The 23,248-nt window shown below is 63.4% G+C and carries 25 protein-coding genes and 1 pseudogene; all 26 read left to right on the top strand.

From position 1 onward, the window contains the following. Window positions 1–102: 102 nt before the first annotated feature. The 26 genes and pseudogenes from IPM06_19295 (at window position 103) to IPM06_19420 (ending at window position 22,602) form a co-directional block, all read left to right on the top strand. Complete coding sequence (locus IPM06_19295; GenBank protein ID MBK8772551.1) at window positions 103–381, top strand: hypothetical protein; 279 nt, start codon at window positions 103–105, stop codon at window positions 379–381. Window positions 382–394: 13 nt separating this feature from the next. Next, on the top strand, window positions 395–1,807 hold the full coding sequence (locus tag IPM06_19300) for a terminase (GenBank protein MBK8772552.1): 1,413 nt from the start codon (window positions 395–397) through the stop codon (window positions 1,805–1,807). Between the two features lie 193 nt (window positions 1,808–2,000). Continuing rightward, a complete protein-coding gene (locus IPM06_19305) occupies window positions 2,001–3,377 on the top strand; it encodes a phage portal protein (GenBank protein ID MBK8772553.1) in 1,377 nt (458 codons plus the stop codon). A gap of 5 nt (window positions 3,378–3,382) precedes the next feature. Then, complete coding sequence (locus tag IPM06_19310; protein ID MBK8772554.1) at window positions 3,383–4,300, top strand: HK97 family phage prohead protease; 918 nt, start codon at window positions 3,383–3,385, stop codon at window positions 4,298–4,300. After that, on the top strand, window positions 4,300–5,733 hold the full coding sequence (locus tag IPM06_19315) for a phage major capsid protein (protein MBK8772555.1): 1,434 nt from the start codon (window positions 4,300–4,302) through the stop codon (window positions 5,731–5,733). Before IPM06_19310 ends, IPM06_19315 begins: the two co-directional genes overlap by 1 nt. Window positions 5,734–5,769: 36 nt before the next feature. Continuing rightward, complete coding sequence (locus IPM06_19320) at window positions 5,770–6,276, top strand: aspartyl beta-hydroxylase (protein MBK8772556.1); 507 nt, start codon at window positions 5,770–5,772, stop codon at window positions 6,274–6,276. Continuing rightward, window positions 6,273–6,548 carry a hypothetical protein gene (locus tag IPM06_19325; GenBank protein ID MBK8772557.1) on the top strand — a complete coding sequence of 92 codons (276 nt, stop codon included), beginning with the start codon at window positions 6,273–6,275 and terminating at the stop codon, window positions 6,546–6,548. Before IPM06_19320 ends, IPM06_19325 begins: the two co-directional genes overlap by 4 nt. Beyond that, the gene (locus tag IPM06_19330; protein ID MBK8772558.1) at window positions 6,548–6,964 is read left to right on the top strand and encodes a hypothetical protein; all 417 of its coding nucleotides are present in this window, start codon (window positions 6,548–6,550) and stop codon (window positions 6,962–6,964) included. The genes IPM06_19325 and IPM06_19330 overlap by 1 nt, the downstream gene beginning before the upstream one ends. A gap of 4 nt (window positions 6,965–6,968) precedes the next feature. Continuing rightward, window positions 6,969–7,445, top strand: a complete 477-nt coding sequence (locus tag IPM06_19335; GenBank protein MBK8772559.1) for a hypothetical protein — start codon at window positions 6,969–6,971, stop codon at window positions 7,443–7,445. Beyond that, window positions 7,442–7,780: a hypothetical protein gene (locus IPM06_19340; GenBank protein ID MBK8772560.1), complete on the top strand. Its 339-nt coding sequence runs from the start codon at window positions 7,442–7,444 to the stop codon at window positions 7,778–7,780. Before IPM06_19335 ends, IPM06_19340 begins: the two co-directional genes overlap by 4 nt. Then, window positions 7,780–8,127: an HK97 gp10 family phage protein gene (locus IPM06_19345; GenBank protein ID MBK8772561.1), complete on the top strand. Its 348-nt coding sequence runs from the start codon at window positions 7,780–7,782 to the stop codon at window positions 8,125–8,127. The genes IPM06_19340 and IPM06_19345 overlap by 1 nt, the downstream gene beginning before the upstream one ends. Before the next feature lie 56 nt (window positions 8,128–8,183). Continuing rightward, window positions 8,184–8,540: a hypothetical protein gene (locus IPM06_19350; GenBank protein ID MBK8772562.1), complete on the top strand. Its 357-nt coding sequence runs from the start codon at window positions 8,184–8,186 to the stop codon at window positions 8,538–8,540. A 90-nt stretch (window positions 8,541–8,630) separates the two neighbouring features. Then, window positions 8,631–9,419, top strand: a pseudogene (locus IPM06_19355) (hypothetical protein). 366 nt (window positions 9,420–9,785) lie between these two features. Further along, window positions 9,786–10,328, top strand: a complete 543-nt coding sequence (locus IPM06_19360; protein ID MBK8772563.1) for a hypothetical protein — start codon at window positions 9,786–9,788, stop codon at window positions 10,326–10,328. Further along, entirely contained in the window at window positions 10,285–10,683 is a 399-nt protein-coding gene (locus IPM06_19365) for a hypothetical protein (protein ID MBK8772564.1), read from the top strand. Before IPM06_19360 ends, IPM06_19365 begins: the two co-directional genes overlap by 44 nt. 18 nt (window positions 10,684–10,701) lie before the next feature. Further along, window positions 10,702–14,220 (top strand): phage tail tape measure protein, encoded by a 3,519-nt coding sequence (locus IPM06_19370; GenBank protein MBK8772565.1) that lies wholly within the window; start codon window positions 10,702–10,704, stop codon window positions 14,218–14,220. Further along, on the top strand, window positions 14,217–15,935 hold the full coding sequence (locus IPM06_19375; protein ID MBK8772566.1) for a hypothetical protein: 1,719 nt from the start codon (window positions 14,217–14,219) through the stop codon (window positions 15,933–15,935). The genes IPM06_19370 and IPM06_19375 overlap by 4 nt, the downstream gene beginning before the upstream one ends. Before the next feature lie 16 nt (window positions 15,936–15,951). After that, the gene (locus IPM06_19380) at window positions 15,952–17,679 is read left to right on the top strand and encodes a hypothetical protein (protein ID MBK8772567.1); all 1,728 of its coding nucleotides are present in this window, start codon (window positions 15,952–15,954) and stop codon (window positions 17,677–17,679) included. A gap of 13 nt (window positions 17,680–17,692) precedes the next feature. Beyond that, complete coding sequence (locus tag IPM06_19385; protein ID MBK8772568.1) at window positions 17,693–18,553, top strand: hypothetical protein; 861 nt, start codon at window positions 17,693–17,695, stop codon at window positions 18,551–18,553. Then, window positions 18,550–19,491, top strand: a complete 942-nt coding sequence (locus tag IPM06_19390) for a hypothetical protein (protein ID MBK8772569.1) — start codon at window positions 18,550–18,552, stop codon at window positions 19,489–19,491. The genes IPM06_19385 and IPM06_19390 overlap by 4 nt, the downstream gene beginning before the upstream one ends. Then, on the top strand, window positions 19,491–19,715 hold the full coding sequence (locus IPM06_19395) for a hypothetical protein (protein MBK8772570.1): 225 nt from the start codon (window positions 19,491–19,493) through the stop codon (window positions 19,713–19,715). Before IPM06_19390 ends, IPM06_19395 begins: the two co-directional genes overlap by 1 nt. Continuing rightward, window positions 19,715–20,104 (top strand): hypothetical protein, encoded by a 390-nt coding sequence (locus tag IPM06_19400; protein MBK8772571.1) that lies wholly within the window; start codon window positions 19,715–19,717, stop codon window positions 20,102–20,104. The genes IPM06_19395 and IPM06_19400 overlap by 1 nt, the downstream gene beginning before the upstream one ends. Continuing rightward, complete coding sequence (locus tag IPM06_19405; GenBank protein MBK8772572.1) at window positions 20,104–20,919, top strand: hypothetical protein; 816 nt, start codon at window positions 20,104–20,106, stop codon at window positions 20,917–20,919. The genes IPM06_19400 and IPM06_19405 overlap by 1 nt, the downstream gene beginning before the upstream one ends. Before the next feature lie 7 nt (window positions 20,920–20,926). Then, complete coding sequence (locus IPM06_19410; protein ID MBK8772573.1) at window positions 20,927–21,217, top strand: hypothetical protein; 291 nt, start codon at window positions 20,927–20,929, stop codon at window positions 21,215–21,217. Next, complete coding sequence (locus IPM06_19415; GenBank protein MBK8772574.1) at window positions 21,217–21,777, top strand: hypothetical protein; 561 nt, start codon at window positions 21,217–21,219, stop codon at window positions 21,775–21,777. The genes IPM06_19410 and IPM06_19415 overlap by 1 nt, the downstream gene beginning before the upstream one ends. A gap of 291 nt (window positions 21,778–22,068) precedes the next feature. Beyond that, a complete protein-coding gene (locus IPM06_19420) occupies window positions 22,069–22,602 on the top strand; it encodes a hypothetical protein (GenBank protein ID MBK8772575.1) in 534 nt (177 codons plus the stop codon). The last annotated feature ends 646 nt before the right edge of the window (window positions 22,603–23,248 follow it).

The following is a 23,248-nucleotide window of genomic DNA, read 5'->3' on the forward strand; positions in this document are numbered from 1 at the left end:
ACACACAGCATTTTTCCTCAACACCAACTGTGTGCCAGCAAACTATCCAGCTAAAGCCGAGGAGGTGGCGGCGTGATTACAGGGAAGACCAGCCTCCGCGCCGTGAAGTCGGACGAAGCACCCCCCGCGCCACCACGGCCAAAGAGTGTTGCCCAGGCCGCTGCGACGGGCAGCTATCGGGATCTCCTTGTGGCGATGCGGGAGCGGATTGCGCGGACGGTGTCGAGCCCTGATTGCCCTCCGCGCGACCTGGCATCACTGACGCGGCGACTGAACGACATCGCCAAGGAAATCGACGCGCTCGATCTGCGGGCGAAACAGGAGGCGGCCGAAGGTGGCAGCGGTAACGCCGACGAAACCTGGGACAGCTCGGCTATCTGAGGTTGCACGCCGGGTGGTTCAGCCATCGGGCATCGTCTCGACAGGTTGGCCTGCCGTGCAGAAGACGTGCAGCGAGAAGTTGGGCGTCGAGTTCGATGAGTGGCAGAAGGGCGCGGGCCGGCTCATGTTGGCCAAGCGCGCGGACGGCGCCCTGGCAGCATCAATTGGCGGCGTGGGCATGTCACTGCCCCGGCAGGTCGGGAAGACGTTTCTCCTCGCGGGAGTGATCTTCGCCCTGTGTATTGATATGCCCGGCCTGCTTGTCATTTGGACGGCGCATCACTCTCGGACGTTCGATGAGACGTTCATGTCGATGCAGGCGTTCTCTACGCGGGTCAAGGTCGCGCCACATATTCAGCAGGTTTATACGGGATCGAACACCGAAGAGATCAGGTTTCACAACGGATCTCGAATCCTGTTCGGTGCCCGTGAGCGTGGGTTCGGCCGAGGCATCCCCGGTGTCGACATCCTGGTCATGGACGAGGCGCAGATCCTCTCGGATCGTGCGATGGAAAGCATGTTGGCAACACTGAACACGTCGCAGTTCGGACTACATCTGTACGTTGGGACGCCGCCCGATCATATGGCGGCGAACTCTGAGTCATTCACCCGTATGCGCACCGAGGCAATTTCGGGCGAGTCTGACGATCTGGTGTGGATCGAGTGCGGCGCAGATGATGACGCAGACCCCGATGACCGCAAGCAGTACGCCAAAGCCAACCCAAGTTACCCGCATCGGACGCCGCTGACATCTATTCAGCGGCTGCGGAAAAAGCTCACCCCTGAAGGGTTCCTACGGGAAGGGCTTGGGGTGTGGCCAGCCGTCGGCGGTGGCCTGATCTCACCGGAAACATGGTCAGCACTGGTCGATCCGCAGTCTGAGCCGTTGGACCCGGTGTCGTTCGGGCTGCATGTGAATCGCGGTCAGACGCAGGCGGCTATCGCGGTGGCGGGGTATCGAGCAGACGGCAAGATTCATGTCGGCGTCATCCCCGCTGCCACCGATCAACCGGTCACTTCACTGCCGGGGACGGCTTGGATCGCGCCGCGCGTCAAAGAGTTGGTCGAGAAGTGGAAGCCGTGCGCGACGGTCATTGATGAGAAGTCCGAGGCGGGTGCGCTCATCGAAGACATTGCGGCCCTTGGTGTCGAGGTGGAGAAGACCACGGCAACGACGATGGCGAATGCGTGCGTGCGTTTCCTGGCGGCGGTGAATGAGGACGAGATCCGCCATCACGGAAACGCCGCGCTACAAGCGTCGGTGACGGCGGGCAAGCCGCGCGACCTGCTCGATTCGTGGGCGTGGGACCGCAAGGACAAGAGAAGCGACATCACCCAGCTGGTGGCGGTGACGTTGGCGCTACATGGGCTGATTGCTCATGGCCGTCAGCCTGCCGTCGAAGTATGGGAGCCGTTATGGACCTGACGGGTCCGCGAGGATTCGGGAGTCTTGTGACTACACCTGTTCGAGTTGTTCTGGCTGTGGCTGCGATTGGGGCGGCGCTTGTCGTCGCTGGTGTCGCTGTGCTGGCCGGCCTCGGGTGGTCGTTGGTCGCTAGCGGCGTATTGCTTTTGGTGGGTTCGGCTCTGGCGTTGCATGACGACGGCAGGGCCGGTACGTGAGGTTCATCGACCGGATTTCTGGGCGAGAGCCCGAGCCTGAGCGGATGACCGTTGATGACTACGTCAAAATGGTCGGCCTCTACATGCAGTCGGGTTTGGGTTACCAGACACCTTCGCTGATGCAGACGTTGGCGGGCACGGGCACTGAGCGGCCGGCGGGGAACTTCGAGGGCCTTGCGGCGCAGGCGTACGCATCGAATGGCGTGGTGTTCGCGTGCATGTTGGTGCGGCAGTTGGTGTTTTCGAGTGTCCGGTTCCAGTTTCAGCGACTGCGCAACGGGAAGCCGTCGGATACGTTCGGCGATCAAACACTGCGCCTGCTGGAGCGTCCGTGGTCTGGTGGCACAACGCAGGATCTGCTGTCGCGGATGATTCAGGACGCCGACCTGGCGGGCAACTCCTACTGGGTGCGGCAGGGCGATGAGTTGGTGCGCCTACGTCCTGATTGGGTGCAGATCGTTGCAACGCCGCGCCAGATGAATACTGCGGACGGCGGTCGCGGTTCGGGCCAGGTTGGGTGGGCCAAGAAGGGCTACCTGTACACCGAAGGTGGCTTCCAGTCGCAGAACGACGGTGTGTCGTTCACGGTGGACGAGGTGGTGCATTTTGCGCCTATCCCCGACCCGCTGGCTGTGTTCACCGGAATGTCTTGGCTGACACCCATTCTCCGCGAGATTCAGGCGGATCAGTCGATGACCCGGCATCAGCGCAAGTTCTTCGATCGGGGCGCGACGGTGAACATGATCATCAAGCACCCTCTTGGCGCTGAGCGTGACGCGATCAGGAAGTGGGCCGAGGAAGTCGACTCCAAACATGGCGGCACTGACAACGCTTGGAAGAACCTGCACCTATACCCAGGGGCGGACGCGACGGTCGTCGGGTCCAACTTGCGGGAGATCGACTTCAAGAATGTCCGTGGCGCTGGGGAGACCCGGATCGCGGCGGCGGCGGGTGTGCCCCCGGTGATCGTCGGCCTATCCGAAGGGCTAGCCGCCGCAACCTACTCCAACTACGGGCAAGCGCGCCGACGGTTGGCTGACGGCACCGCACACCCCCTCTGGCAGAACATTTCAGGATCGCTGGAGCGAGTGGTGCCGCCGCCGGATAACTCGTCACGGCTTTGGTATGACGCCAGCGATGTGCCGTTCCTGCGTGAGGACGAGAAGGATGCGGCGGATATTGCTGCCGTGAAGGCGCAGACGATCAGTTCGTACATCAGCGCGGGGTATGAGCCCGATTCGGTGATCGCGGCAGTTGAGGCGAATGACCCACGGCTGCTGACGCATTCGGGGCTGTACAGCGTGCAACTCCAGCAACCGGGCGCGGACATGACCCGGCCCGACAGCGCCGCAGACACCCAGGAGGAACAGTGACGACTATAGAACGGAAGGCACCGCCACGTGACGACGTGTGCCGGTCGGTTGCGTTCACACTGACCCGCGACGGCGAAAACACCGACGACGGGCTGACCTTCGAGGGCTACGGCGCGGTGTTCAATTCGCCCACCCGCATCGACTCATGGGAAGGCATGTTTGACGAGCAGATCGCCCCCGGCGCCTTCCGCAAGTCGATCCGTGAAAACATTCCCAAGTTCCAGTTCGACCACGGGCGTTCAGTTTTCGGAACGCTTCCCTGTGGCGTGATCTCCAATATCACCGAGGATGACAACGGGCTGTTCGTCACGGCACGGATGAGTGCGTCGTGGTACTGGGAGCCGCTACGAGAAGCGGTCGGATCGGGCGCCGTCGACGGCATGTCGTTCCGGTTCTCAGTTGTCCGTGATGAGTGGCGCGATGCCGCAGGCAAGATCGTCAAGCCCGAAGACCTCGAAGAGGCGCTCTGGACGGGTTCGCGCGGGGTACTGCTGCGCACCCTGAAAGAGGTCAAAGTCGCCGAAGTTGGCCCCGTTGTGTGGCCCGCGTATGGCGCGACAACCGCAGCTCTGCGGTCGAAGTCAATCGACCTTGACCGACTGCGGGATGGAGACTCTGAACAGCGAAAGCTGTTCGCAGCAGCGGCCCTAACAATCAGGGTTGCTGACACTAACGCCCCCGAACGGGGCGAGTCCGATGATGAGCCGCAAGACACCCCCGATGGGGCCGTTGAGCACTCGGAGAAGGACACCGAAGCGCCGCAACCCACCGATGAGGCCGGGGAGCACGCTGACACCGAATCCGAACCCGAAAGTCAACTCTCAGAGGCGCGCAGGGAAGCAGAAAACCTCTACTTCCAGAACGCATTTGACGAAGTCCGGCTCACTCGGGAATCAACGCCACCACTGAAAGGTGTGAACTGATGATCAAGACCATCAAAGAAGCCGAAGACCGCGAGAAGAGCATCGAAGAAGAGCTTGAGCGGTTGAAGAAGAAGGAAACCAAGTCCCCGGAGGATCACGCCCAGGTGCCGATCCTGCTGGAGGAGTTCCGCGAGGTTCATGCGCGTCTGCTGGATCTGCGGCACGACGCCGCGTTGCAGGAGATCCGGTCAGCCAAGCCGGCGGGTACTCCGGTGGCCGATGGAGCCCCGCAGATTGTCGACCAGCCCGAGCAGCGTTTCGGCGCGCAGGTCGGTTCGATGGGCAAGTTCAAGAACCCATGGGACACCTCCACCATCCGCTACGACGGAACGGGCAATCGCGGCGAACTCCGCTCGCGCGCGCTGGATTGCGCCGAGCAGATGCCGTTCGCCGACGATAAGGTCCGCGAAGCCGCCACCAAGTTCATCGAGCGTGGCGACAGCAAGACCGTGGACATGGTGCTCGCCAGCACCTCCCCGGCCTACGCCGAGGCGTTCGCCAAGGTCATTCGCTCCGAGGGGCACATGGCCGCGCTCAGCACCCAGGAGCAGGGCGCGATCGCTCGCGCCATGTCCCTGACCGACAACGCCGGCGGGTACCTGGTGCCATTCCAGCTCGACCCGTCCGTCATTCTGACGGCCAACGGTTCGGTCAACCAGGTTCGCCAGATCGCCCGCGTGGTCACCGCGACCGGCGACGTGTGGAACGGCGTGTCGTCTGCGGGCGTCACTGCATCGTGGGACGCGGAAGCCGCTCAGGTGTCGGACGATTCGCCGACCCTCGCTCAGCCGTCGATCCCGATCTACAAGGGTCAGGCGTACGTCCAGGTCTCGCATGAGGTCTCGGCGGATGCCCCAACCCTGGCCAACGAGATCGCCACGATGGTTGCGTTCGAGAAGGACCGCCTGGAGTCGGTGGCGTTCGTCACCGGCTCGGGCTCGAGTGAGCCGACCGGCATCATCACCGCCCTGACGGGTGGTTCGTCGGTGGTTGCTTCGATTGCCTCGGACACCCTCGCGGTCGCCGACGTGTACGCACTCGACGCCGCGCTGCCTCAGCGGTTCGCGGCGAACGGATCGTGGCTCGCACATCGTGCGATCTACAACAAGATCCGGCAACTGGACACAGGCGGCGGCAACGCGCTGTGGGGCCAGTTGGGCGACGGTCGCAAGAGCGAACTGCTCGGACGACCGGACTACGTTTCGGAGGCCATCGACGGCACCGTCACCGCGCTGGCGGACAACCTGGTGCTCATCTTCGGTGATTTCCAGAACTTCGTCATCGCGGATCGTTTGGGAGCCACCATGCGGTTCATCCCAGACACCTTTGGGGCCAATGGGCGTCCGACCGGACAGAGCGGCTGGCTGACGTACTGGCGTGTTGGTTCCGATTCTGTGAACGACGGAGCCTTCCGCGTTCTCAACTGCACGTAATCACACCCCCACTCGGATGTGATGTAGCGCAACATGATTCAGTTGGACCCCGGCCAGTTGCTCACCGCGCTGGCCGGGGTTCCAACTGGAGCTTGGTCACGGCCTAGCTCATTCACTGAAACTCAAGTCCACCACGGCTACCGTCGCGTGCCATTGGTGGCTGCCGGGAAACATCAGCCGCATTCGGGATGGTTCGGGTTCGTCTGGGACGCGGTTGGACCCGTTGTCGACTGCACCCTGTCACGACTCGACCCTGGCGGCTTCATCGTCCCGCATCGTGATGCGGGGCCGTGGCGGGAGCGGTGGCAGATCCCCATCGTCACATCCGGCGAATGGCACGCCGACCCGCCGATCACGCCGATTGCAGGTGTGCCGTTCCTGGCGCGGCATTGGGAACCGCACGCCGTCACCAACCGGGGCGACAGGGCGCGCATTCATCTGGTTATTGATGTCGATGTGCCCGTCGACCGAGGCCCGTTGCCGTTCGCAACATTTCCCGTACCGGCTGACATGGCCGATCTAGTCGATAGGAGTCGACAGTGAGTCACCGCTGCACCAACGGATTCATCTTCGCCGATCAGGTGTACCCCGGTGGCCTCATGGTCGCCGACGACAACCCGATCCTGAAGACCCACTCCGCGAACTTTGCGAGGGTGGCCGAACCTCCTGCGCCGCGCACCGAGACCGCGTCGGCAGCACCCGGAGTGTTCCGCGAACAGATCGCGCCCGGCGAGTTCAGCAAGTCGCTGCACGCCAAGAAAGCGCCCGCCAAGAAGGCGGCACCGAAAACCGACGAGCCGGAAGGCGATAACTGATGCGCACCACACACTCTGGAGTCCTTCCCGTGAAGGCACTCGCAACCACGTCGGTCACTCAGGGCGGCGGCGCGGTGACCACATCCGCTGTCGACCTCGGAGCGTTCGGCAACAACTTCCGTGACGCCCTGTTCCTGGTCTACTCGGGCACCCTCGCCGATGGTGCGTACGCGATCACCGTGCAGGAGTGCGACACCTCTGGCGGCACCTACGCGGCGGTGGACTCATTCCGCGTGCAGGGCACACTCCCGGCGTTCGCGGCGTCGGACGATGCAACCCTCAAGTACTTCGGCGTGCGCCCGACGAAGCGTTACGTGCAGGCGGTGATCACCCCGACTGGGGCGACCTCGGGCGGGCCGTTCACCGTCTTCGCGGTGCTGGGCAACGGCGGCAACAACCCGCCGGCCACTTCGTAACCCGATGCCGGTCAACTATGCAGCCGCAGCCCTGGCGGCTGCCCAACGCTACTGCGGCTGGATAGTGACCCCCCCGGCGACTGTCACGGTCACGCTCGACGGTCCCGGCGGTAGGGTGCTGTCCCTGCCGTCGTTGTATGTCACGGATGTGTCATCGGTGGTCGAGGATGGCGTCGATCTTGATGTGTCCGATTTATTGGTGTCGCCGACTGGGCTGGTGCGCAAGAAGTCCGGGGCCTGCTGGTCGTCGGACCTCGGCGCTATCACGGTCACGATGACGCACGGGTTCGACTCGGCACCCGATTTTGATGCGGCGGTCGAGCAGGCGGCGGCGGCAATGCTGTCCCGCGCGGACATGCACCCCGCGTTGACATCGCACCGCGTAGACGATGTTGAGGATCAGTGGTCGGCGACGTTGCTACAGGCGGGTGCGCTGAGCACATCATTGCTGGCCCCGTATCGGATTCTGCCGAGCCCATGAGGTTCGGCGGGCAGACAGTGACGTTTGTGGCGGTGTCAGATTCGGGCGACCCGGGATTTCTGGGCCTAAAGGCGCAGACCCGCACGGAGACTCCAGTCGAGGGCTGCCACTTCCGGCCACTGTCGGCTCAGGAATCGGTTGACGTGGTGGACGTTTCGACGAGTCTATGGAAAGCCACCTGCCCTCCCGTGCCCGCCGCCTTAGCGGCCGAGCCGGACGGCGAACTGGTGGTCGACGGCGTGACATACCAGATCGTCGGCCCTCCGATGCCGAAGGTGGACCTGTCGGGCGAGACGGACCACGTCACGGTGGTATGCAAGCGACAGATCGTCTGATGGGAAACCCCCTGGGGAAATTGGGCGTCTCTGATGACGAGTTGGCCGAAGCCATCGCGCGTGATGCTGACGTGAACGCCAGGTTAAACGAATTTATGACAGGCGAAGTGGTCCCCTACTGGAAGTCTGTATCACCAGTCAGGACAGGCAAATACGCCGCGTCGGTGAAGGTGCTGAAGAAAGCCAAAGGCGGCAAAGGCCGCGTCGGGGCAACGGATTTCAAAGCCCACTGGATCGAGTTCGGCACGGGCGCGCCCGGCCCAACGCAGGCGGCGGCACCCGGCCAGAAGACGGCTGAACACTTCGGCGGGGCACTGTCCGAGGGTGTCGAGATGGGCGACCAGTGACCGCCGATATTTTGAACGAGGACGCCCCCGACGTCGAGGATTTCATCGCCTGCTGGATGCAGCCCGAAATCCGTTCGGCAACAGAACGCAAAAATGACGACGAACTCCCGTTCTGTGTGGTCGCACGTATTTCTGGTTCTGATGACCCAGGCGCGGGCACTGACGATCCTGTAGTGCAACTGGACTTCTACGCCCGCGGCGCTGCGGCGGTAAAACGGGCGGCCAATCGGGGACACCGTCGCATGATGCTGCTCGCCAAGTATGGGGAGACAGTCGTCCTCTCTGACGATTCGGAGGCGTCGGTGGATTTCGTCAACACCATAATCCGACCCGCCCGCATGGCTTTCGAGCATGAGCAGATCGTGCGCTACACGGCCCGCTATCACGTGGGCCTCTCCTACATCACCGACTAGTTCGGTGAGCGCGGCACCAGCCGCAACTTTCAGCCCAACTGTCCAGCCGGGGATTCCTTCCTGGTTCCTTCTCCATGAAAGGGGCGTCCAATGGCGCAACCTGCAACTGGCACGACTCCCTCGGCTGGTGGCTATCTCACTACCGACAACCGACTCCAGGGCGGTCACCGCACTGGCCTGATCGCCGTCCTGTTCCGCGATGCACAAGGCGCACCGACGGACATTTCCCCGCATGAGTCCAATGGCGATGTCGCCTGGTCTCCGCTCGCGCAGGATGGCAAGCTGCGTGACGACCTGTTCGCACAGGAGCGCGTTGGTGGCGTGTGGGTGCCCAACCAGGACGACAACGAGGGGTGGTACCTCTCGGGTGCGTTCGGTGACGGCAACGGCCCCTCGCAGAAGCCGTCCATCAAGACCGACGATCAGATGATCGAGCAGTCGAACTACCCGTTCGAGTCGGAGATCACCGAGCAGTCCGAGCCGTTCTCATTCCAGGCGCTCCAGAACTTGCAGCCAGCGATCCTGCGGTTGCGCAACAACCTTCCCCTGGTCGACGCCAACGGCGATTCGCTGGTCGAGGTTCCTGGCGGCGCGGACGCTGGATGGTCGCAAACCCTTGACCCCGACCGCATCCCGCGCCAGTTCCTGCTGTACGGCATCCGTAAGCGCGGGTCCAAGTATCTCTACGAGGTCGAGGCGTACGACTGCGCCTATCTGTCCGACGTGAGCGAGCGTCAGATGGGCAAGAAGGGTAAGGCTGCGGAGTTCACTTTCAAGCCGGAACCCTCGGGGTACTTCATGGCGATGGTCGATGGCGTGTACAAGTCGATCATCAAGCACACCTTCGTCGGCGGCAGCGCGTGGGCCGAGCTGGGCGCGTCGGTGTCGCAGTACACCGTCACACTGGGCGCTCCGTCGGCGGGCACGTTCACCTTGACCTATGGCGGCCTGACCACGGCGACCATCGTTTACGGTGCCGCTAACTCCGCGGTGAAGTCCGCACTCGTCGCACTCGATGACGGGTTCGACGCCTCGGACTGGACCGTGTCCGGTTCGTCTGGTGGCCCGTACACCGTGACGGTGCCGGATGTGTCGAAGGCGCTCACCGGTTCGGGCGCTGGCCTGACCGGCGGCACCTTCTCTGTCGCCGCTGCGTAACCGATCCTCGCAGGGGTGCGCGTTGGGCTGACGCGTGCCCCTGCGAGTTCAGCCCAAATCCCAGCCCAGAATTGGAGATTCAGCCCCATGTCCGACGACGATAGGGAAGATGACCTGTCTGCCCCAGTGACCCCGGAAGCGGCGAGGGAGCAGGCTGCCGAGGCGGGCGGGTTTCTCGCGTCCCGTTTCTATCAGGTCGGCGATGAAGTGCTGGAGTTGCCGCACCCCGAGTTCTTTGACGACGACTTGCAGGCGGGCTACGACGCGCTGAAGTTCGAGTCGGAGTCATGGGACTACGAGGAAGTTGAGCGGTCGAATCCGCTGACGGGTGAGGTCATCATTCATCCCGAGACCGGTAAGCCGGTGAAGGACCGCCGCATCATTCAGCCGCACCGCAAGACGGTGGACGGCAAGACGGAGTTGGTGGAGAACTTCAACGTCCGGTTCTGCAAAATCCTTTGGGGTGCTGGCGGATACGCGAAGTTCAAGAAGGCCGGCGGTCGCGCCAATCAGGTGATGGTGGATCTGCAATACATGCAGCGGCGGTATAAGGAGCGGCTTTCTGCCGATCCGAAAAGTCAGGGAAGTGGCGTGGCTGATCCGCCGGTTTCCGACGAAGATCGAGGCTGACCTACAGCGCCAATACCGCTGCGATGTCGCACTGTGGCACCGCGGCGAGCTGACCAGCCGGAAACTGCTGAGCTTGTTGGAGAACCTGGTTGATCCGTCGGCGTGTCGTATAGATCCCCGGTGGCCGTTGGGCCGAGATCAACTATGGCCGGAAGCGGTGCGGATCGCTGCCGAGACACACAAAGAGCTGGCCCTGATGCGTGCTGGTAATTACGCGGGTGGCCCGAACGCCTATGAGCCGAAAGTGTTTCTGCCGCCCGAGGAACGGGCCCAGAGGTTCATCGAGGCGGCACAGGAAGAGGCGTTCCACGAAGAGGCCGAATTAGACCTGTTCTCAAATCTTGGATGGACCTAAAGGGAAGGGGTGTGGTTGATGCCGGTTTATCTGGATGTCGGCGCGCGCCCCGATGAACGCTCCTTCAGGACAGCCGCCGATAAAGCCGAGCGGTATTTCGGGGATGCCTCGGAGCGAATCGGTAAGCGGTTCTCGGACAACATGTCCAAGGGGATCAGGTCGTCCGATGATGTGGTGCGCAAGTCGGCTGATACCGCAGTGAAAGCGTACGACCGGGCGGCTGATGCTGCTGGCCGGGTGCGCGCCGAGGAAGCGAAACTTGAGGATCTGCGGGAGAAGGGCGCTGGCCGTACGGCACTGATCGCACAGTCAGAGCGGCTAGAGAAGGCCCGACGGACGGAGGTGTCATCGACACGCGCGGCCGTCGGGGCACTCGGTGAACTCGATAATGCACAGCGCCGCGCAGCCTCTAGCGGTAGCGCGTTGTCGAACCTGCTGGGCGGCATCAGCGAGGGCGCGGCGGGTACGCGGCTGGGCGATCTGGCGGGGCAGGCAGAGGACCTGTCCACGCGGCTCGGCGAGATCTCCCCGATGTCTGCCGGTGCCACGGCGGGCGTGGCGGCTCTGGTTATCGGCGTCGGCGCTGCGTCGAAGGCGTTGTATGACCTTGGCGCGCAGTGGGATGACATCGGCGACGGCATTGCGGCACGGACGGGGAAGATGGGCAGTGACCTCAAGTCGGTCACTGACGTGGTTCGTTCGGTGGGGTCGGATGTTGCCGCACCACTGAGCCAGATCGGCGATGTAGCGGGCCGAGTGTCGCAGAGTTTGCGGCTATCCGGTCAACCGCTTGAGGACATGGTGCGCACCGTCAGTCAGCTCAATGAGTTGACCGGCGAGCAGACCGATGTTCGTGGTCTGGGTAAGGCGTTCCGGCAGTTCGGGGTGGATTCGACCGCCGATCAGATGGACGCGCTAGAGGGGCTGGCGAGCGCATCGCGGGCGACCGGGGTCAGCGTCAATGACCTGATCGGCGTGATGAACTCGGCGGGCAAGCCTGCGAAGGAACTCGGGCTGGACTTTGGGCAGACTGCCGGCCTGGTGACGACTCTTGAAGAGGCCGGCCTGGACTTCACCAAGGCTGCACCGTCGCTGTCGATTGCGCTGAAGAACTTCGCCAGGGATGGCCGCGAGCCGCAGCAGGCGTTGCGGGACACCGTCGCTGAGATCAAGAATCTTATCGATGCGGGCAAGGATGCCCAGGCTGCCGACTTGGCCGCGAAGACGTTCGGCAAGGGCTACATCGACTTCCTGGCTGCGATCAAGAGCGGCAAGCTCGACGTGGATTCATTCAATGATGCGCTGAAGAAGGCCGGCCCGACCATTGATGAGTTGAACAAGTCCACGGAGGACTGGCACGAGGAGTGGCAGAAGCTCAAGAACACGTTCTCATCGGATCTCGCTCCTGCGGCGGGCGCATTCTTCGGCGCGGTCAACGACTGGCTGAAGCGAACCACTCAACCTTTGTCGGATCTTGCCAACGAGCTGGGCCGGATCAACGACGAGATGACTTCGGCTGCGCACAACGCCGCCTATGGCAACAGTAGGCCGATATTCCCCGGCGTCCCAGGAGCGCAACCTGGCACTCCGGTAACCGACAATCTCCCCGGCTTGTTCACTCCAGGGGCCGGTTCTGGTACGCCGTCGCTCGGCGATCTACTGACCGGCGCACAGGGCGTTCCGGTGGCTGGAGCACCCGGTGCTGCTCCCACAATGGCTTTGCCGCCGGGGTTGCAGTGGCATCCCGACGGCGGCTTCCAGGCCCGTAGTAGCAGCAGTTCGGGCGGCGCGAAGCCGACGTTCCCCGAGGACCAGTGGAAGGTTCCGATTCCGCAGTTCGCGGCACCGGTCACGTCATCGAAAGCGGGCATCGGTCCCAATGGTGAGCCGGGGGTATGGCAGGCCGACGCGAACACTATCGCCGACCGTCAGCAGTCCGTCATATCCACCGCCCAAAGCTTGTCGGAAGCCAATCTTCATCTGCTGGAACTGAAGTCGCAGGAGAACGTCGCCCAATCGGCGCTGGTGTCGGCACAAAACAATGTGCAGCAGGCGGCGGCGGCGGCGGATAAGGCGCAGCGGGAATTGCTGGAGGCGCAACAGGGGACATGGAAGAAGGCCGAGGGCGTGGCGGACTCGATGTCGAAAGGCATGGATTCCATAGGCTCTGCGCTGGATAACGACCTTGGCATCTCCAAGGGCCTCCCCGGTCTAGCGGAAAACCTCGTCAAGTTCCTCGCCAACCTCGCGTTCGCCCCGGCGCTCGGTGCTTTGTCGGCGGTGTCGGCTGCGAGTCCGAATCAGGGTTCGGGGCTTGTGGGTGTCATGGCGGCCAACGGCGCGTTCGGGCAGCAGTACACGCCATCGGGCGTCGTGCCGGTGACGGTGACGAACTTGCCCGGCGGTGGTTCGGGTTCATTGTCCGCGCTTCAACCGGGCGCAAGCATTCCTGGCACTTACGGGCTGCCGACAGGAACTGACACCGGCGGATATGGCAGCAGCGGCAAGGCTTTCCCCGCGTGGGTTCATGCACTCGAAGACCGATTTGGCGTCAAGGCGAGCACCTACAGCGGACACCAGGAGGGCGACCGCCATGAGGCGGGTTACGCCCCGAACCCCGGTCACCAGAATCGGGGTATCGACTGGTCTGGTCCGGTTGGTGCGATGCAGCAGTTCGCCGATTACCTGTCTCAGATCCCCGGATCGCTGGAGCAGGCGATCTGGCAGAACCCCTCGACAGGTCGCAGCACTGAGATTGCTGGCGGGCGTTCACAGCCGGGGTACTTCGCTGGCGACCTCGGCGGGCATCAGAACCATGTTCACACGCGGCAGTCTGCGCCGATCCCTGCGCCTGGTGGGTTCAGTGCCATCGCGCCAGGACTCGGCATCACCCCGACCCCACTGGGTGTGTCGGCGGTCGGTGGCGGCACTGGCACGGGCGCAGGCTTCCCCGGCATCGGTGGTCCTCCGCAGGCTTTCGGTGCCAACTCGCCACTCGGACTCCCTATGACTGGCACGGCGGGTGCAGCGGCTCCGAACGCGGGCGCAGTCTCCGGCGGTCAGGCGTACCCAGCTCAAGGCGGCGGCGGCTTCTCCGGTCTCGGTGGAATGCCGATGGATGCCATGATGATGGCCACATCCGGTCTCGACGCGATGGCCCCCGGTGCTGGTGCCGCCGCGAAAATCGGTATCCAACTTGCGAATCGGACCATCGGCTACATGGGCCAGGTCGCGGGCATCGGCGCATCCGGGCTGCTGGAAACGCTGTCTGTGGGCGACAACCCGATGGGCAGCTTCGGCAAGTCGTGGATCGGGAAGCTTGCGGGCGGATTCGCTGGTGCGCGGCCAGCTCTGCCGAACATGGCTGGACAGAAGCCACCCCCAGCTCCCGGTGGCCAGCAGGGCCAGCCAGGGCAGCAGGGTGGCACCACAAATCAGAACGTGACGATCAACAACCAGGCGGCAACCCCCGATCAGAACGGCAAGGACATCACCGCCCATCTTGGCGCGATGGCAGCCCCGGCGGGCCGACAGTGACGACATACCCCGCGCGGCTGCCAGCGAATCCGCTGACGCCGCAAGGCTCTTACTATGCGCTGAATGGGATTCACCCCCGCGTGTGCCTGCTGTCATGGGACGGGACGCAGGTGTTTGACCTCATGGGCGGCGGCGCGATTGCCGACCGGTTCACCGCACCAGAGAGCGTCCACATCACGTCCCCGCCAAAGGGTCTGATCGCCAACTGGACGATGATCGACCAGCAGGGCGCGAACGAGGATGGCGTGACGTTCGTCAATGCCGCCAACGAGCCGCTAGAGATCGACTTGCCGGTGCGGTGTGTGGCCCGCGACGGCAAGCATCTCCGCAAAGTCGTCCGCACTCTACTGGCATCAATCGACTCGAAACGTACTGCGACCCTCTCGTTCTGGACGCCGGAACTGGGCTACTGGTCCACTCCCGTGCGCTGGTTCAAGGCACCGCCCGAGGGGTACAAGATCGGCGGGCAGCACCGCAGCACAGAGGTGACGTTGCGGCTCCGTGGCGACGGTGGCTTCTGGCGCGGCCTGCCCGACGTGGGGGAGTTCCGGTTCGCCTACGCCGACGTTCAGGACACGTTCGCCACCGACTACGAAACCGGGCTGGGGCCGAACTGGCCCGTCCTGACCACGGGCAAGGGCGGCGGCTTCCCGTACGTCAACCACGGCAAGGCGCGCTGGCGCGATGATCCGAAGCGGACGTTCTTTACCTCGGGCCGCACCTATGTCGCGGGGCCGCACAAGGATTTCGAGTCCGAGACGAACTTTCAGGTCGCCGAGATTGATCTGGGTTCGTTCATCGAACTTGGTGCCGCTGTTGATATTTGGCTGCGGATGGGCCGTCGTGAGGATGGCTCATGGAACGGGTACGGCGTTCGGGCGCGGATCACCAACGCCACGGTCGAGGTGACCTCGTTCAACAACTATCACGAAACGCTGATCGCCTGGTGGCTGATCCTTTTGCTGCCCTTGCTGGGCGAGACGCTGCGGTTCGAGGCCGGCGATCCCGAGACGGGCGACGAGCGGGTGTTCCGTATCAAGCGCGGGTACATCGGCGACGGCAGAACAGTTTTGCAGTGGCGAGACGCGGCGGCAGTCACACCGTTGGGTGAGGACTTCCGTGGTGTCGGCTTCGGCGGGTATGCGGCCGGGGCGATCATCACCCAAGGGACGCCGGGTGCGGTGTCGGAGTTCCGCGCGGGCGATGCGTCGGCGACCGAGCAGACCGGCTTCATCGAGCGGCTGAACATCGGCACCGAGCCGCGCTGGGACACCTACACCTGTTACGGGCCGGGGACTTTCGAGATCGCGGCGGGACCGGGTTCGACGGAGATGGTGAAGTTCGGGCCGCTGCTGCCGAATCAGATTGTGCGGCTCAACTCCGATCATTCCAAGCGTGTCGTGACGGATCTGACCTCGGTGCCGTCAACCGCTGCGGAACTCTTGGAGTACCGCGCCGCCCTGGCCGAGTTGGAGTCCCTGGCACCCATCGGCAACATCGGGCCGACGGTGAACGCCAACGCTTCCGGGTTCGGCATATCGCCACCACAGGGCAACCTTAATCGCCTGCTCGAAGGCCGGTTCTCGCGCCCGATCCCACCGAAGCCCGCGGGTGGCTCAGCGGTGAGCACACATGTGGCGGTGAAGATTACCGGCGGCAACTCCAGCTCGCGGGTGATAGCCCGTGGAGTTCCCCAACGGCGCTACCCCCAATGAGGCGCTACCCCCAATGATGAGCCCCGAGCAGGTCGAGACGCTCAAGAACCAGTTGGTGTCCGGTGTCGCGCACTTGCAAGCCGAGGCGTCTGATCAGCTTGCCGAGGCGTTCAACACCGACAACACCGACTACCGCGTCACGGTGTTCGACAAGTTTTGGAACCGCATCGGTGAGGCTGCCGACTACATCGACATTTCGGGCACCATCCCACGCAACGCCGCACCGCAGGCAACGCTGCGACTGGCGGGCGGGCACTGGCTCGATGAGTACCTGTCGGCGTGCGAGCAGACGATGGTCGGTGTCCTCATTGAAACCGAGGGCATCAGCGAGGCGTTTTACGTCAAGCGGCACCGGGAGAAGCTGGGCGAGGACGGGAAAGTCGTTCTCACAAGCGAACTCGTCGGCATCTGGGACATTTTGAACTATCTGCCGATCTGGCCGTCGTGGTATCTGCCGTTGCAATCGCAGCCATTCTCACACGCCGTCTACGCCTCACCTATTTGCACGGTGCTGGAAGCTGCCGCGGCGCAACAGTCGTTCCGTATCCAGTCGGGCATCAACGAGTTCCTAAACAACGCGCTGTCGCTAAACCTGGATGTGCGTACGTGGTTCGGGACGATCTTGCAGTCCATCGAGAACAACGGCCAGGTCGGCGACACGCTGAAAACGCCGCTGTACGTGGTGCGCACCGGCCTGCTGCGGGACACGTCGCCGGTGTTCATCAAGACGGTTCGGATGACGACGGTCGGGCAACTGGTGCAGGAGATCACCCCGGCGTACGGCGTCGATGTGCGCGTCTACCTGTGGCTGCCGGGGATGCCGCAACCCGACGTGTGGGCCAACCTGACGCACCCGACATACGTGATGACCGTGAAGGACCGCAGCCAGATCGAAGGCCCGACGAAAACGATTCTGGATTCGGCGCTGCGGACCATCGTGGACGCGCAAGGCTCGATCCTTGGGAAAACGCTTGACCCGCTGCTGAACCCGTCTGGCAACTATGTGCCCGAGGGATTGTTCACCGCTGAGATTTTAGGTATCGACTTCGTGCCGCCGTACGCGGTGCTGGTGACCCCGGATCTGATCGTCGCAGACGGGGAGGTGGTACGGGACCGGTCTGCGCTCATCACTTACGAAATTGTCCGCAACACACCCCTTGGCTGGCAACACATCATCGGCGGCAAGTCCCCGAAGTGGCTCAACGACCTCATCAATGCCTGGCTGTCCTTCGTCATCGACATGGCCATGATCGTCATCGGATTCACGGGCGTACCAAGCAATCTGCTGGACGGGTTCCTCAACGATGCGTTCTTCGCGTTCGAGATGATCCAGCACTACACCCGGCGTTCCGATGTCGGCCCGTTCCATCCCGCCATCGAGGTTGTTACCCCGACCAACTCCAGCCCATATAACCTGGAGGCGTTTTTCCAGTTCGTCCAAGTGCTGTGGAACTCAAGGGGTTACACGACCGCGACCGCCACATTCCGTGGTCAGAACGGGCCGCACAAGCTCGGGCGTGACATCTTCCCCGGCGCACTGATGACCCTCGTGTACTGCTCGCGGACGAAGATGTTCACCGATTACATCGAGTTGGTGTCGTTCAAATCTGACCGCCGCACGCGCGAACTGACCGTCCAGATGGGCGACGGGAAAGCGTTGCAACACCCGATTGCGCAGCTCCGCAACAACATCAGCGAACTGTTCGCGGGCATCAACGTTCTAGCCCTGACGCCGAATTCCTAGAGGGAGACTTCCGTTGGCCACACAACCACGCTCCACGTCGCGGATTGTCGTCCGTGACGGCAAAGAGTGGATCGAAGTCGACATGGCGAAGTTCATCATGCCGAAGGACTGGTCGCCGGATTCGGGGATGTATCTGCTGATCGCGGCGCCGGCTGGTGGCATCGGCGGGTTCGCGGCGTTGGCGACCGGCCCCCGTGGATTCTCTCCGACGTTCGTGGTGTCCTCTGCGACAACGCTTCCCGCTGGCGAGTCGGTGACGGTGGGATCTTCCGAGCTGGCCCCGGCGACCGAGGTTGCGGGTCCGCTGATCGGCCTGGACTTCGCTATTCCTGCGGGCGCTGACGGTGCTCCCGGTGCGGCGCTGGTGACGCCCGAGGATTACGGCGACACTCCCACGGTCGGGCAGGCGATGCAGGTCGCGGCGGGCGGCTCGGAGTTCGAGCTGGTGTGGCCGAAGGTGTGCGGCATTCACTACCCGGCTGCGGTGACGGCGGTTCCATCGGGCACAGGCGGCTCCCCGGTGAACTGCACGGTCATCGACATACCGTCGGGCAAGTACAACTTTGACTACAAGGTCATCCCGTTCGGGACGTGCCAGATCGCGGGCAGCTCAACGAACCTGCGGGTGGATCTGGTCGCCCGGTACAACGGCAGCAGCGGCGATGACATCGGTCGATGCTTCGGGCTGTCCGGGCAGAACGACCGTCTGACCATCAGCCCCGGTCCTGTTGCGGGCGCGGCGAGTTCGGTGGGCAAGACGACCGCCGGGGATGGCTGCCAAATCTACTTCAACACTGAGCGCCAGACGGGTTCGGCGACGTATCAGGCATCAGCCTCCTACATGCGGTTCTTCTGTGTGGTGGTTCCCGCGTGACCGATGAGTGGCCGCAGATTTTCGACCGCGTCGGCCAGGTGCCGGGTGGCGCTGCGGGGTCGAAGCAACTCACCGAGCAGGACGTTCAAGACCGCTGGGCGTGGGTCAACAAGCGCAACGCCTCGGACATCGCCATCTCGATGGGCGGGGTGGACACCGGGGATGACTTCGACCCATGGGGGTCTATCGCGGCATCGTTCACCGCGCACACCGAAGCTATTGCCACCCTTGAGGAAATCGCCGCGCTGAACTCGTCGCCCGCATATCTGGCAGACATTCAGGACATGGTGACCGTGCCCCGCCGGGACTGTGCGGTGTACGGCGAGGAACTGTCGGCCTACACCGACATCTTGGCGGGAATCCAGTGCCCGATCACGACGCACTACCACTACCTGAACACCAGCGTCATCAGGCCGGAAGTGGTCATCGGTGCATCACAGGGAACCATCTACTACACCCCCGTGATCGTGGATCGTATCGGCGCGCTCATGGGTGTTCGCTGGATGACCGGCCCTGACTACCTGTTCAGCATCGACTACTACGAAATGGCGCTGTGCGCCCTGGACATCAGCAGCGGCGACCTCGTCAAGCTCTGGGGTTCCGGCAACATCAAGGACGGCCTACCGGCGGGATCGGGCGGGCTCATCGAGGCGTATATCGAGTTCGACTTCGACCCCGCACAGATCACCACACCAGGGCAGGTCTTGTTCGTGGCGCACCAGCAGACCGCGCCGGGAGGTTTACAGCAGCCGCGCCGCCTGGCCGCAGCGATGGCACCCAATGCGGGCCGCCCCGATCAGATCCTTGACGCGGCAACCTATCTGGCTGACGACTACTCGCAGGGCATCCCGTCGTCAATCGACTTCGCATCGCTGACGCGGGAGAACCGTTTCATCCCGTGGGGTGCCGTGCGTGTCGACACTTCGGTGACGACGTGATGACGGCCGAACAGATGGCCGATCTTGCCGCGTCGGGCCGCTACTGGTGGATGCGCGCCGATGGCACCTTCTACGCCACAGCTGCCCGTGACGCGGGAACTGACTTCTACCTGTTGGACGCCTCCCCGGAATGGGTCGCCCAATGGGGCGGCGACTGGGGCCAGGCCGTCGAGGTGCTGGCCCCGCTCTTTCCTAAGCTTGATGAACACCGAGAGGAATCCTGATGGCTGATCTAGGCCCCGCCGAATGGCTCGTAAACGCCTGGCTGGCAGCGACGTTCAACCCGGCGGCACCGTTCTCGATCCCCGGCGTGTATCTGCAACTGCACACCGGGTTGCCGGGTGCTGCAGGTACGGCGAACGCTCTGGCCGACACCGACCGCCAGCCGGTCGCGTTCTCCGCTGCCGACGACGGCACCATCACCACCGCAGGAGCCGCTGCCGAATACCTGATCGGCGACGACGGGACCGTCACGCACGGATCGCTGTGGACGGCGCTGGAGTCGGGGACGTGGTTCTGGAACGTCATTGCCACCCATCCGGTGACGGTGGTGGAAGGTGACGTGCTCACCCTGTCTGACGGGCTGACGTTCACGCTGGACGGCTGGGTCTGATGCCGGTAACCCGCATCGCAGCGGCACAGCGGTACGCCGAGATTGGCGCCGGTTCAGCAGCCGGGAGTACGTCGACATCGCTGCCGGTCCCGACGGCTGACTACACGTATGCGGTCGCGGCTATCGGCTGGGTCGGCGGCGTGGACATCTCGTCGGACGTTTTCAACATCACCCTCGGCGGCGTCGGTGGCACGCCACTGTTCGCCACACCGCTGCATTTCGACTCCAACAAGTCGATGCTGTGGGGGCTGATCTTCGCCGACCCCGACCCCGCAACCCTTGCCGCGACCTACAGTTCGGTGGCAACAGAACTGTTCAACCGCAACCTGTTCCTCGTGGCCGGCGTGTGGTCGCAGGTCACCCCGTTGGACCTGGGCAGCATCTCGGACAGTGTCGTGACGGCGGTCGGGTCCGGCTCGGTCACATCTTCGGGCATCACGGTGCCGTCGCTGAATCCCGCCAACCGGGTCATCTCCGCGCACATGGTCGGTGCGGGGCGAAAGATCACCGGATTCAACAGGACTCGCGTGGCATCGGCTGCGGGGTTCTATGGCGGTCAGGTGATCCTCGGTGAAGCGCGCGGCGCATCCTCGGTGACCTCGACCATCACCCATGACGCCACGACATCGAAGTGGGCGGGGTTCGGTTTGAACCTCGGGCCGACGCCGGTTGAGTGCGGCATGTCCGACACGGTGAAGCTGAACCCGTCGCAGACCTTCGGCGGTGGCCTGTACCGGATCGCCACGCCGCATCCTGACCGTGAGTGGATCATCCCGCCCGTCGGATCGGCGAACCCGCTCGGACCTGGCGGGTAACTTCTCTGTGTCCGCCGATGGTGTCGCAATGCCCGTCTGGGAGAAGGACATTGACGACACCTTGGAATACACGCTGTACTGGCCTAACCATATTGTCGATGACGACGAGATCGTGGCGGTCGAATACACGTCGTCGGGATCACTGCGGGTTGTCGCGCAGGCGTTCGAGGGTGTGATGACGCAGGTCTGGCTGTCGAACGCCGCGGCTCATGTCCAACACCTTGTGCGGGTACGCATTTCAACACGGCACGGACGGCGACATGATCGGACCTTCTACATAACGGGAGTGAATAACTAATGGCCAAGGTGACGATCAGCAGCGAGCTGGTTCGAGATCCAACGGGTCGCCAGGACAACCGCCCGTGGTACGTGTTCGGCGAGGGGTATCAGCCCGCCACGGACGGTCTGGTCACTCCGCGCCGGTCGCGCCCGATCTATCCGGTCGCCGGGACTCTGTCATTCGAGGTCGAAGCCGGCAAGCACGTTTGGATCGAGAACCCCAGCGGTGACCAGTATTACGTCACGATTGGCGACGAGGATCAGGATCTGGAAGATCTGCTCGCCACCGCCGTTGGTGTGCCGCCCGATTCGAGTCAGGACTTGCTCGACGCCGCCGTCGAGACTTTCGTTGAGAACAATCCGGGCTACCCGTGGAGTGGTGTCGCCGAAAAGCCCGCCGTCATCGCAGCAGGTGCCACCGCCGAGGATGCCCTGATCGCAGTGTCGGCGACGGTGACGGGCCGGTCGCTGCTGTGGTCGGCGGATGCTGCGGGCGCGCGGGATGCGATTGGTGCGGCTAGGCGTCTCGCCGTCTGTGGACGATTATGCTGCGGACCCGACTGGCGTGGCGTTCTCTGACGCCGCCGTCGCGGCGGCACGCGCAGCACTGGGCGACAGTCCGACGGCGATGGCGGGTCTTCGGCGTCGGCACATACAAGATCGCCAACGACATCACCCTGTTCAAGGCGGGCCAGTATGTCGAAGGCCAAGGCTCTGGGGCTACCACTATCGACTACAGGGGCAGCGATGGAGGCCCGCTCACCTTTCGGGAAGCTTCCGTCGCCCTGGCCTCACCACAAGGGTCATCGACCGTCCGGGGTCTGACGATCTACGGGTGGTCAGCGGGGAACAATACGTGGGGCCTGCGGTATGGCGACATCGGCGAGTTCCACGTCCGCGACCTCCGCATCGTGGGATTCGGCGGCACGGGAAGTAAGGGACTGTGGGGCGACAACCGGTACTCATTTCGGGCGGTGCCAGATACAGGCATCGGTAGAAAAATGCGCTGAGTGCGTCGTTTTCGAGAACAACACCGGATACAACGTCGACACTGCTGGCAGCTTCGATTACAGCTCATACGATCTTGCGGTGCAGGCGAATGTCGGCCAGAACGGTGTCGCCATCCGCAAAGGCTCCGTCGCAGTTTCTTCCGGCAGCCCAGGTACGCAGTTCGTCGGTGTGGACATGAAGATTCGCGGCAACTTCGGCACCCACGCATCGGCGAACGGTGGTGTGGCTTTCGGGGTGGGCGTCGAAGGTGACTCAACCGATGCAGTGGTTTGCCGCCGCGACGAACACGGTGTATTACGTGCGGCTAACATTCCCGACAGCGAAGTCCCGTTCGATTCGAGTCGAGACGGCGAACATCGCCAACTTCGGGGGTGTCGTCGTGCCTTCGGGTGAAACTGTCACCCGTCCGGGCGGGGAGATCCACAAGCGCATGGTGATCCTCGGTGGCTCATTGCACGGTCGGCGCGCTAACGGAAACACCGCCTCTGATCCGGCGACCCAGCTGCACCCGTTTTGAAACGTTTGCGCACTATGTTGGCGAAACTGCTAGGCTGTGATTCAGTCCTCAGCCTTGATCGTAGGGGGCACGGGGTGGATGAATGACGCCAGCACGAAAACCATTCAGTGCCCGCATCGCTGACCGTGCTAGCCGCCAATCCACAACATCGTGCTGGCAGCGGGATCGAAAGCGACAGCACCTACACCGGGGCCGCAGGTCTGCGCCGCCGCCGGCGTATCGGCCCCCTAGGTCAGCTAGCCGACGTGCCGATGAGTTGAGGTATGCGGGCTCGGGGACGCAGGATCAGGGTCAGGCAGACGGGGTCTATGCTGAACGGGGCAGTTAAACCAGGCCGCGCAATCAGGGCCGTCACTTCAACGATGTTATAAGTGTGATCGAGTCTGGCGACAAGACTCCGCAGATAGCGTTCACCCGTCCATCCTGGGTGCGCAGAAGCTCGCCAAGGCGTTCTTCGGAACCCTGGACCGGACGGCGCACATTGATCCCACGGTAGCGGGGCGCGGTCGGTGGGCGACTGTC

The organism is Hyphomicrobiales bacterium (assembly GCA_016710435.1).
In the GTDB taxonomy this organism is placed as follows: domain Bacteria; phylum Pseudomonadota; class Alphaproteobacteria; order Rhizobiales; family Aestuariivirgaceae; genus Aestuariivirga.

What these genes read in the sequence shown, in the direction of transcription:
- IPM06_19315 (MBK8772555.1), top strand. Translation starts at nt 4,300, where the DNA reads ATGATCAAGACCATCAAAGAAGCCGAAGACCGCGAGAAGAGCATCGAA.
- IPM06_19330 (MBK8772558.1), top strand. Translation starts at nt 6,548, where the DNA reads ATGCGCACCACACACTCTGGAGTCCTTCCCGTGAAGGCACTCGCAACC.
- IPM06_19335 (MBK8772559.1), top strand. Translation starts at nt 6,969, where the DNA reads ATGCCGGTCAACTATGCAGCCGCAGCCCTGGCGGCTGCCCAACGCTAC.
- IPM06_19340 (MBK8772560.1), top strand. Translation starts at nt 7,442, where the DNA reads ATGAGGTTCGGCGGGCAGACAGTGACGTTTGTGGCGGTGTCAGATTCG.
- IPM06_19345 (MBK8772561.1), top strand. Translation starts at nt 7,780, where the DNA reads ATGGGAAACCCCCTGGGGAAATTGGGCGTCTCTGATGACGAGTTGGCC.
- IPM06_19350 (MBK8772562.1), top strand. Translation starts at nt 8,184, where the DNA reads ATGCAGCCCGAAATCCGTTCGGCAACAGAACGCAAAAATGACGACGAA.
- IPM06_19360 (MBK8772563.1), top strand. Translation starts at nt 9,786, where the DNA reads ATGTCCGACGACGATAGGGAAGATGACCTGTCTGCCCCAGTGACCCCG.
- IPM06_19370 (MBK8772565.1), top strand. Translation starts at nt 10,702, where the DNA reads ATGCCGGTTTATCTGGATGTCGGCGCGCGCCCCGATGAACGCTCCTTC.
- IPM06_19380 (MBK8772567.1), top strand. Translation starts at nt 15,952, where the DNA reads ATGAGCCCCGAGCAGGTCGAGACGCTCAAGAACCAGTTGGTGTCCGGT.
- IPM06_19395 (MBK8772570.1), top strand. Translation starts at nt 19,491, where the DNA reads ATGACGGCCGAACAGATGGCCGATCTTGCCGCGTCGGGCCGCTACTGG.
- IPM06_19400 (MBK8772571.1), top strand. Translation starts at nt 19,715, where the DNA reads ATGGCTGATCTAGGCCCCGCCGAATGGCTCGTAAACGCCTGGCTGGCA.
- IPM06_19405 (MBK8772572.1), top strand. Translation starts at nt 20,104, where the DNA reads ATGCCGGTAACCCGCATCGCAGCGGCACAGCGGTACGCCGAGATTGGC.
- IPM06_19415 (MBK8772574.1), top strand. Translation starts at nt 21,217, where the DNA reads ATGGCCAAGGTGACGATCAGCAGCGAGCTGGTTCGAGATCCAACGGGT.
- IPM06_19420 (MBK8772575.1), top strand. Translation starts at nt 22,069, where the DNA reads ATGGCGACATCGGCGAGTTCCACGTCCGCGACCTCCGCATCGTGGGAT.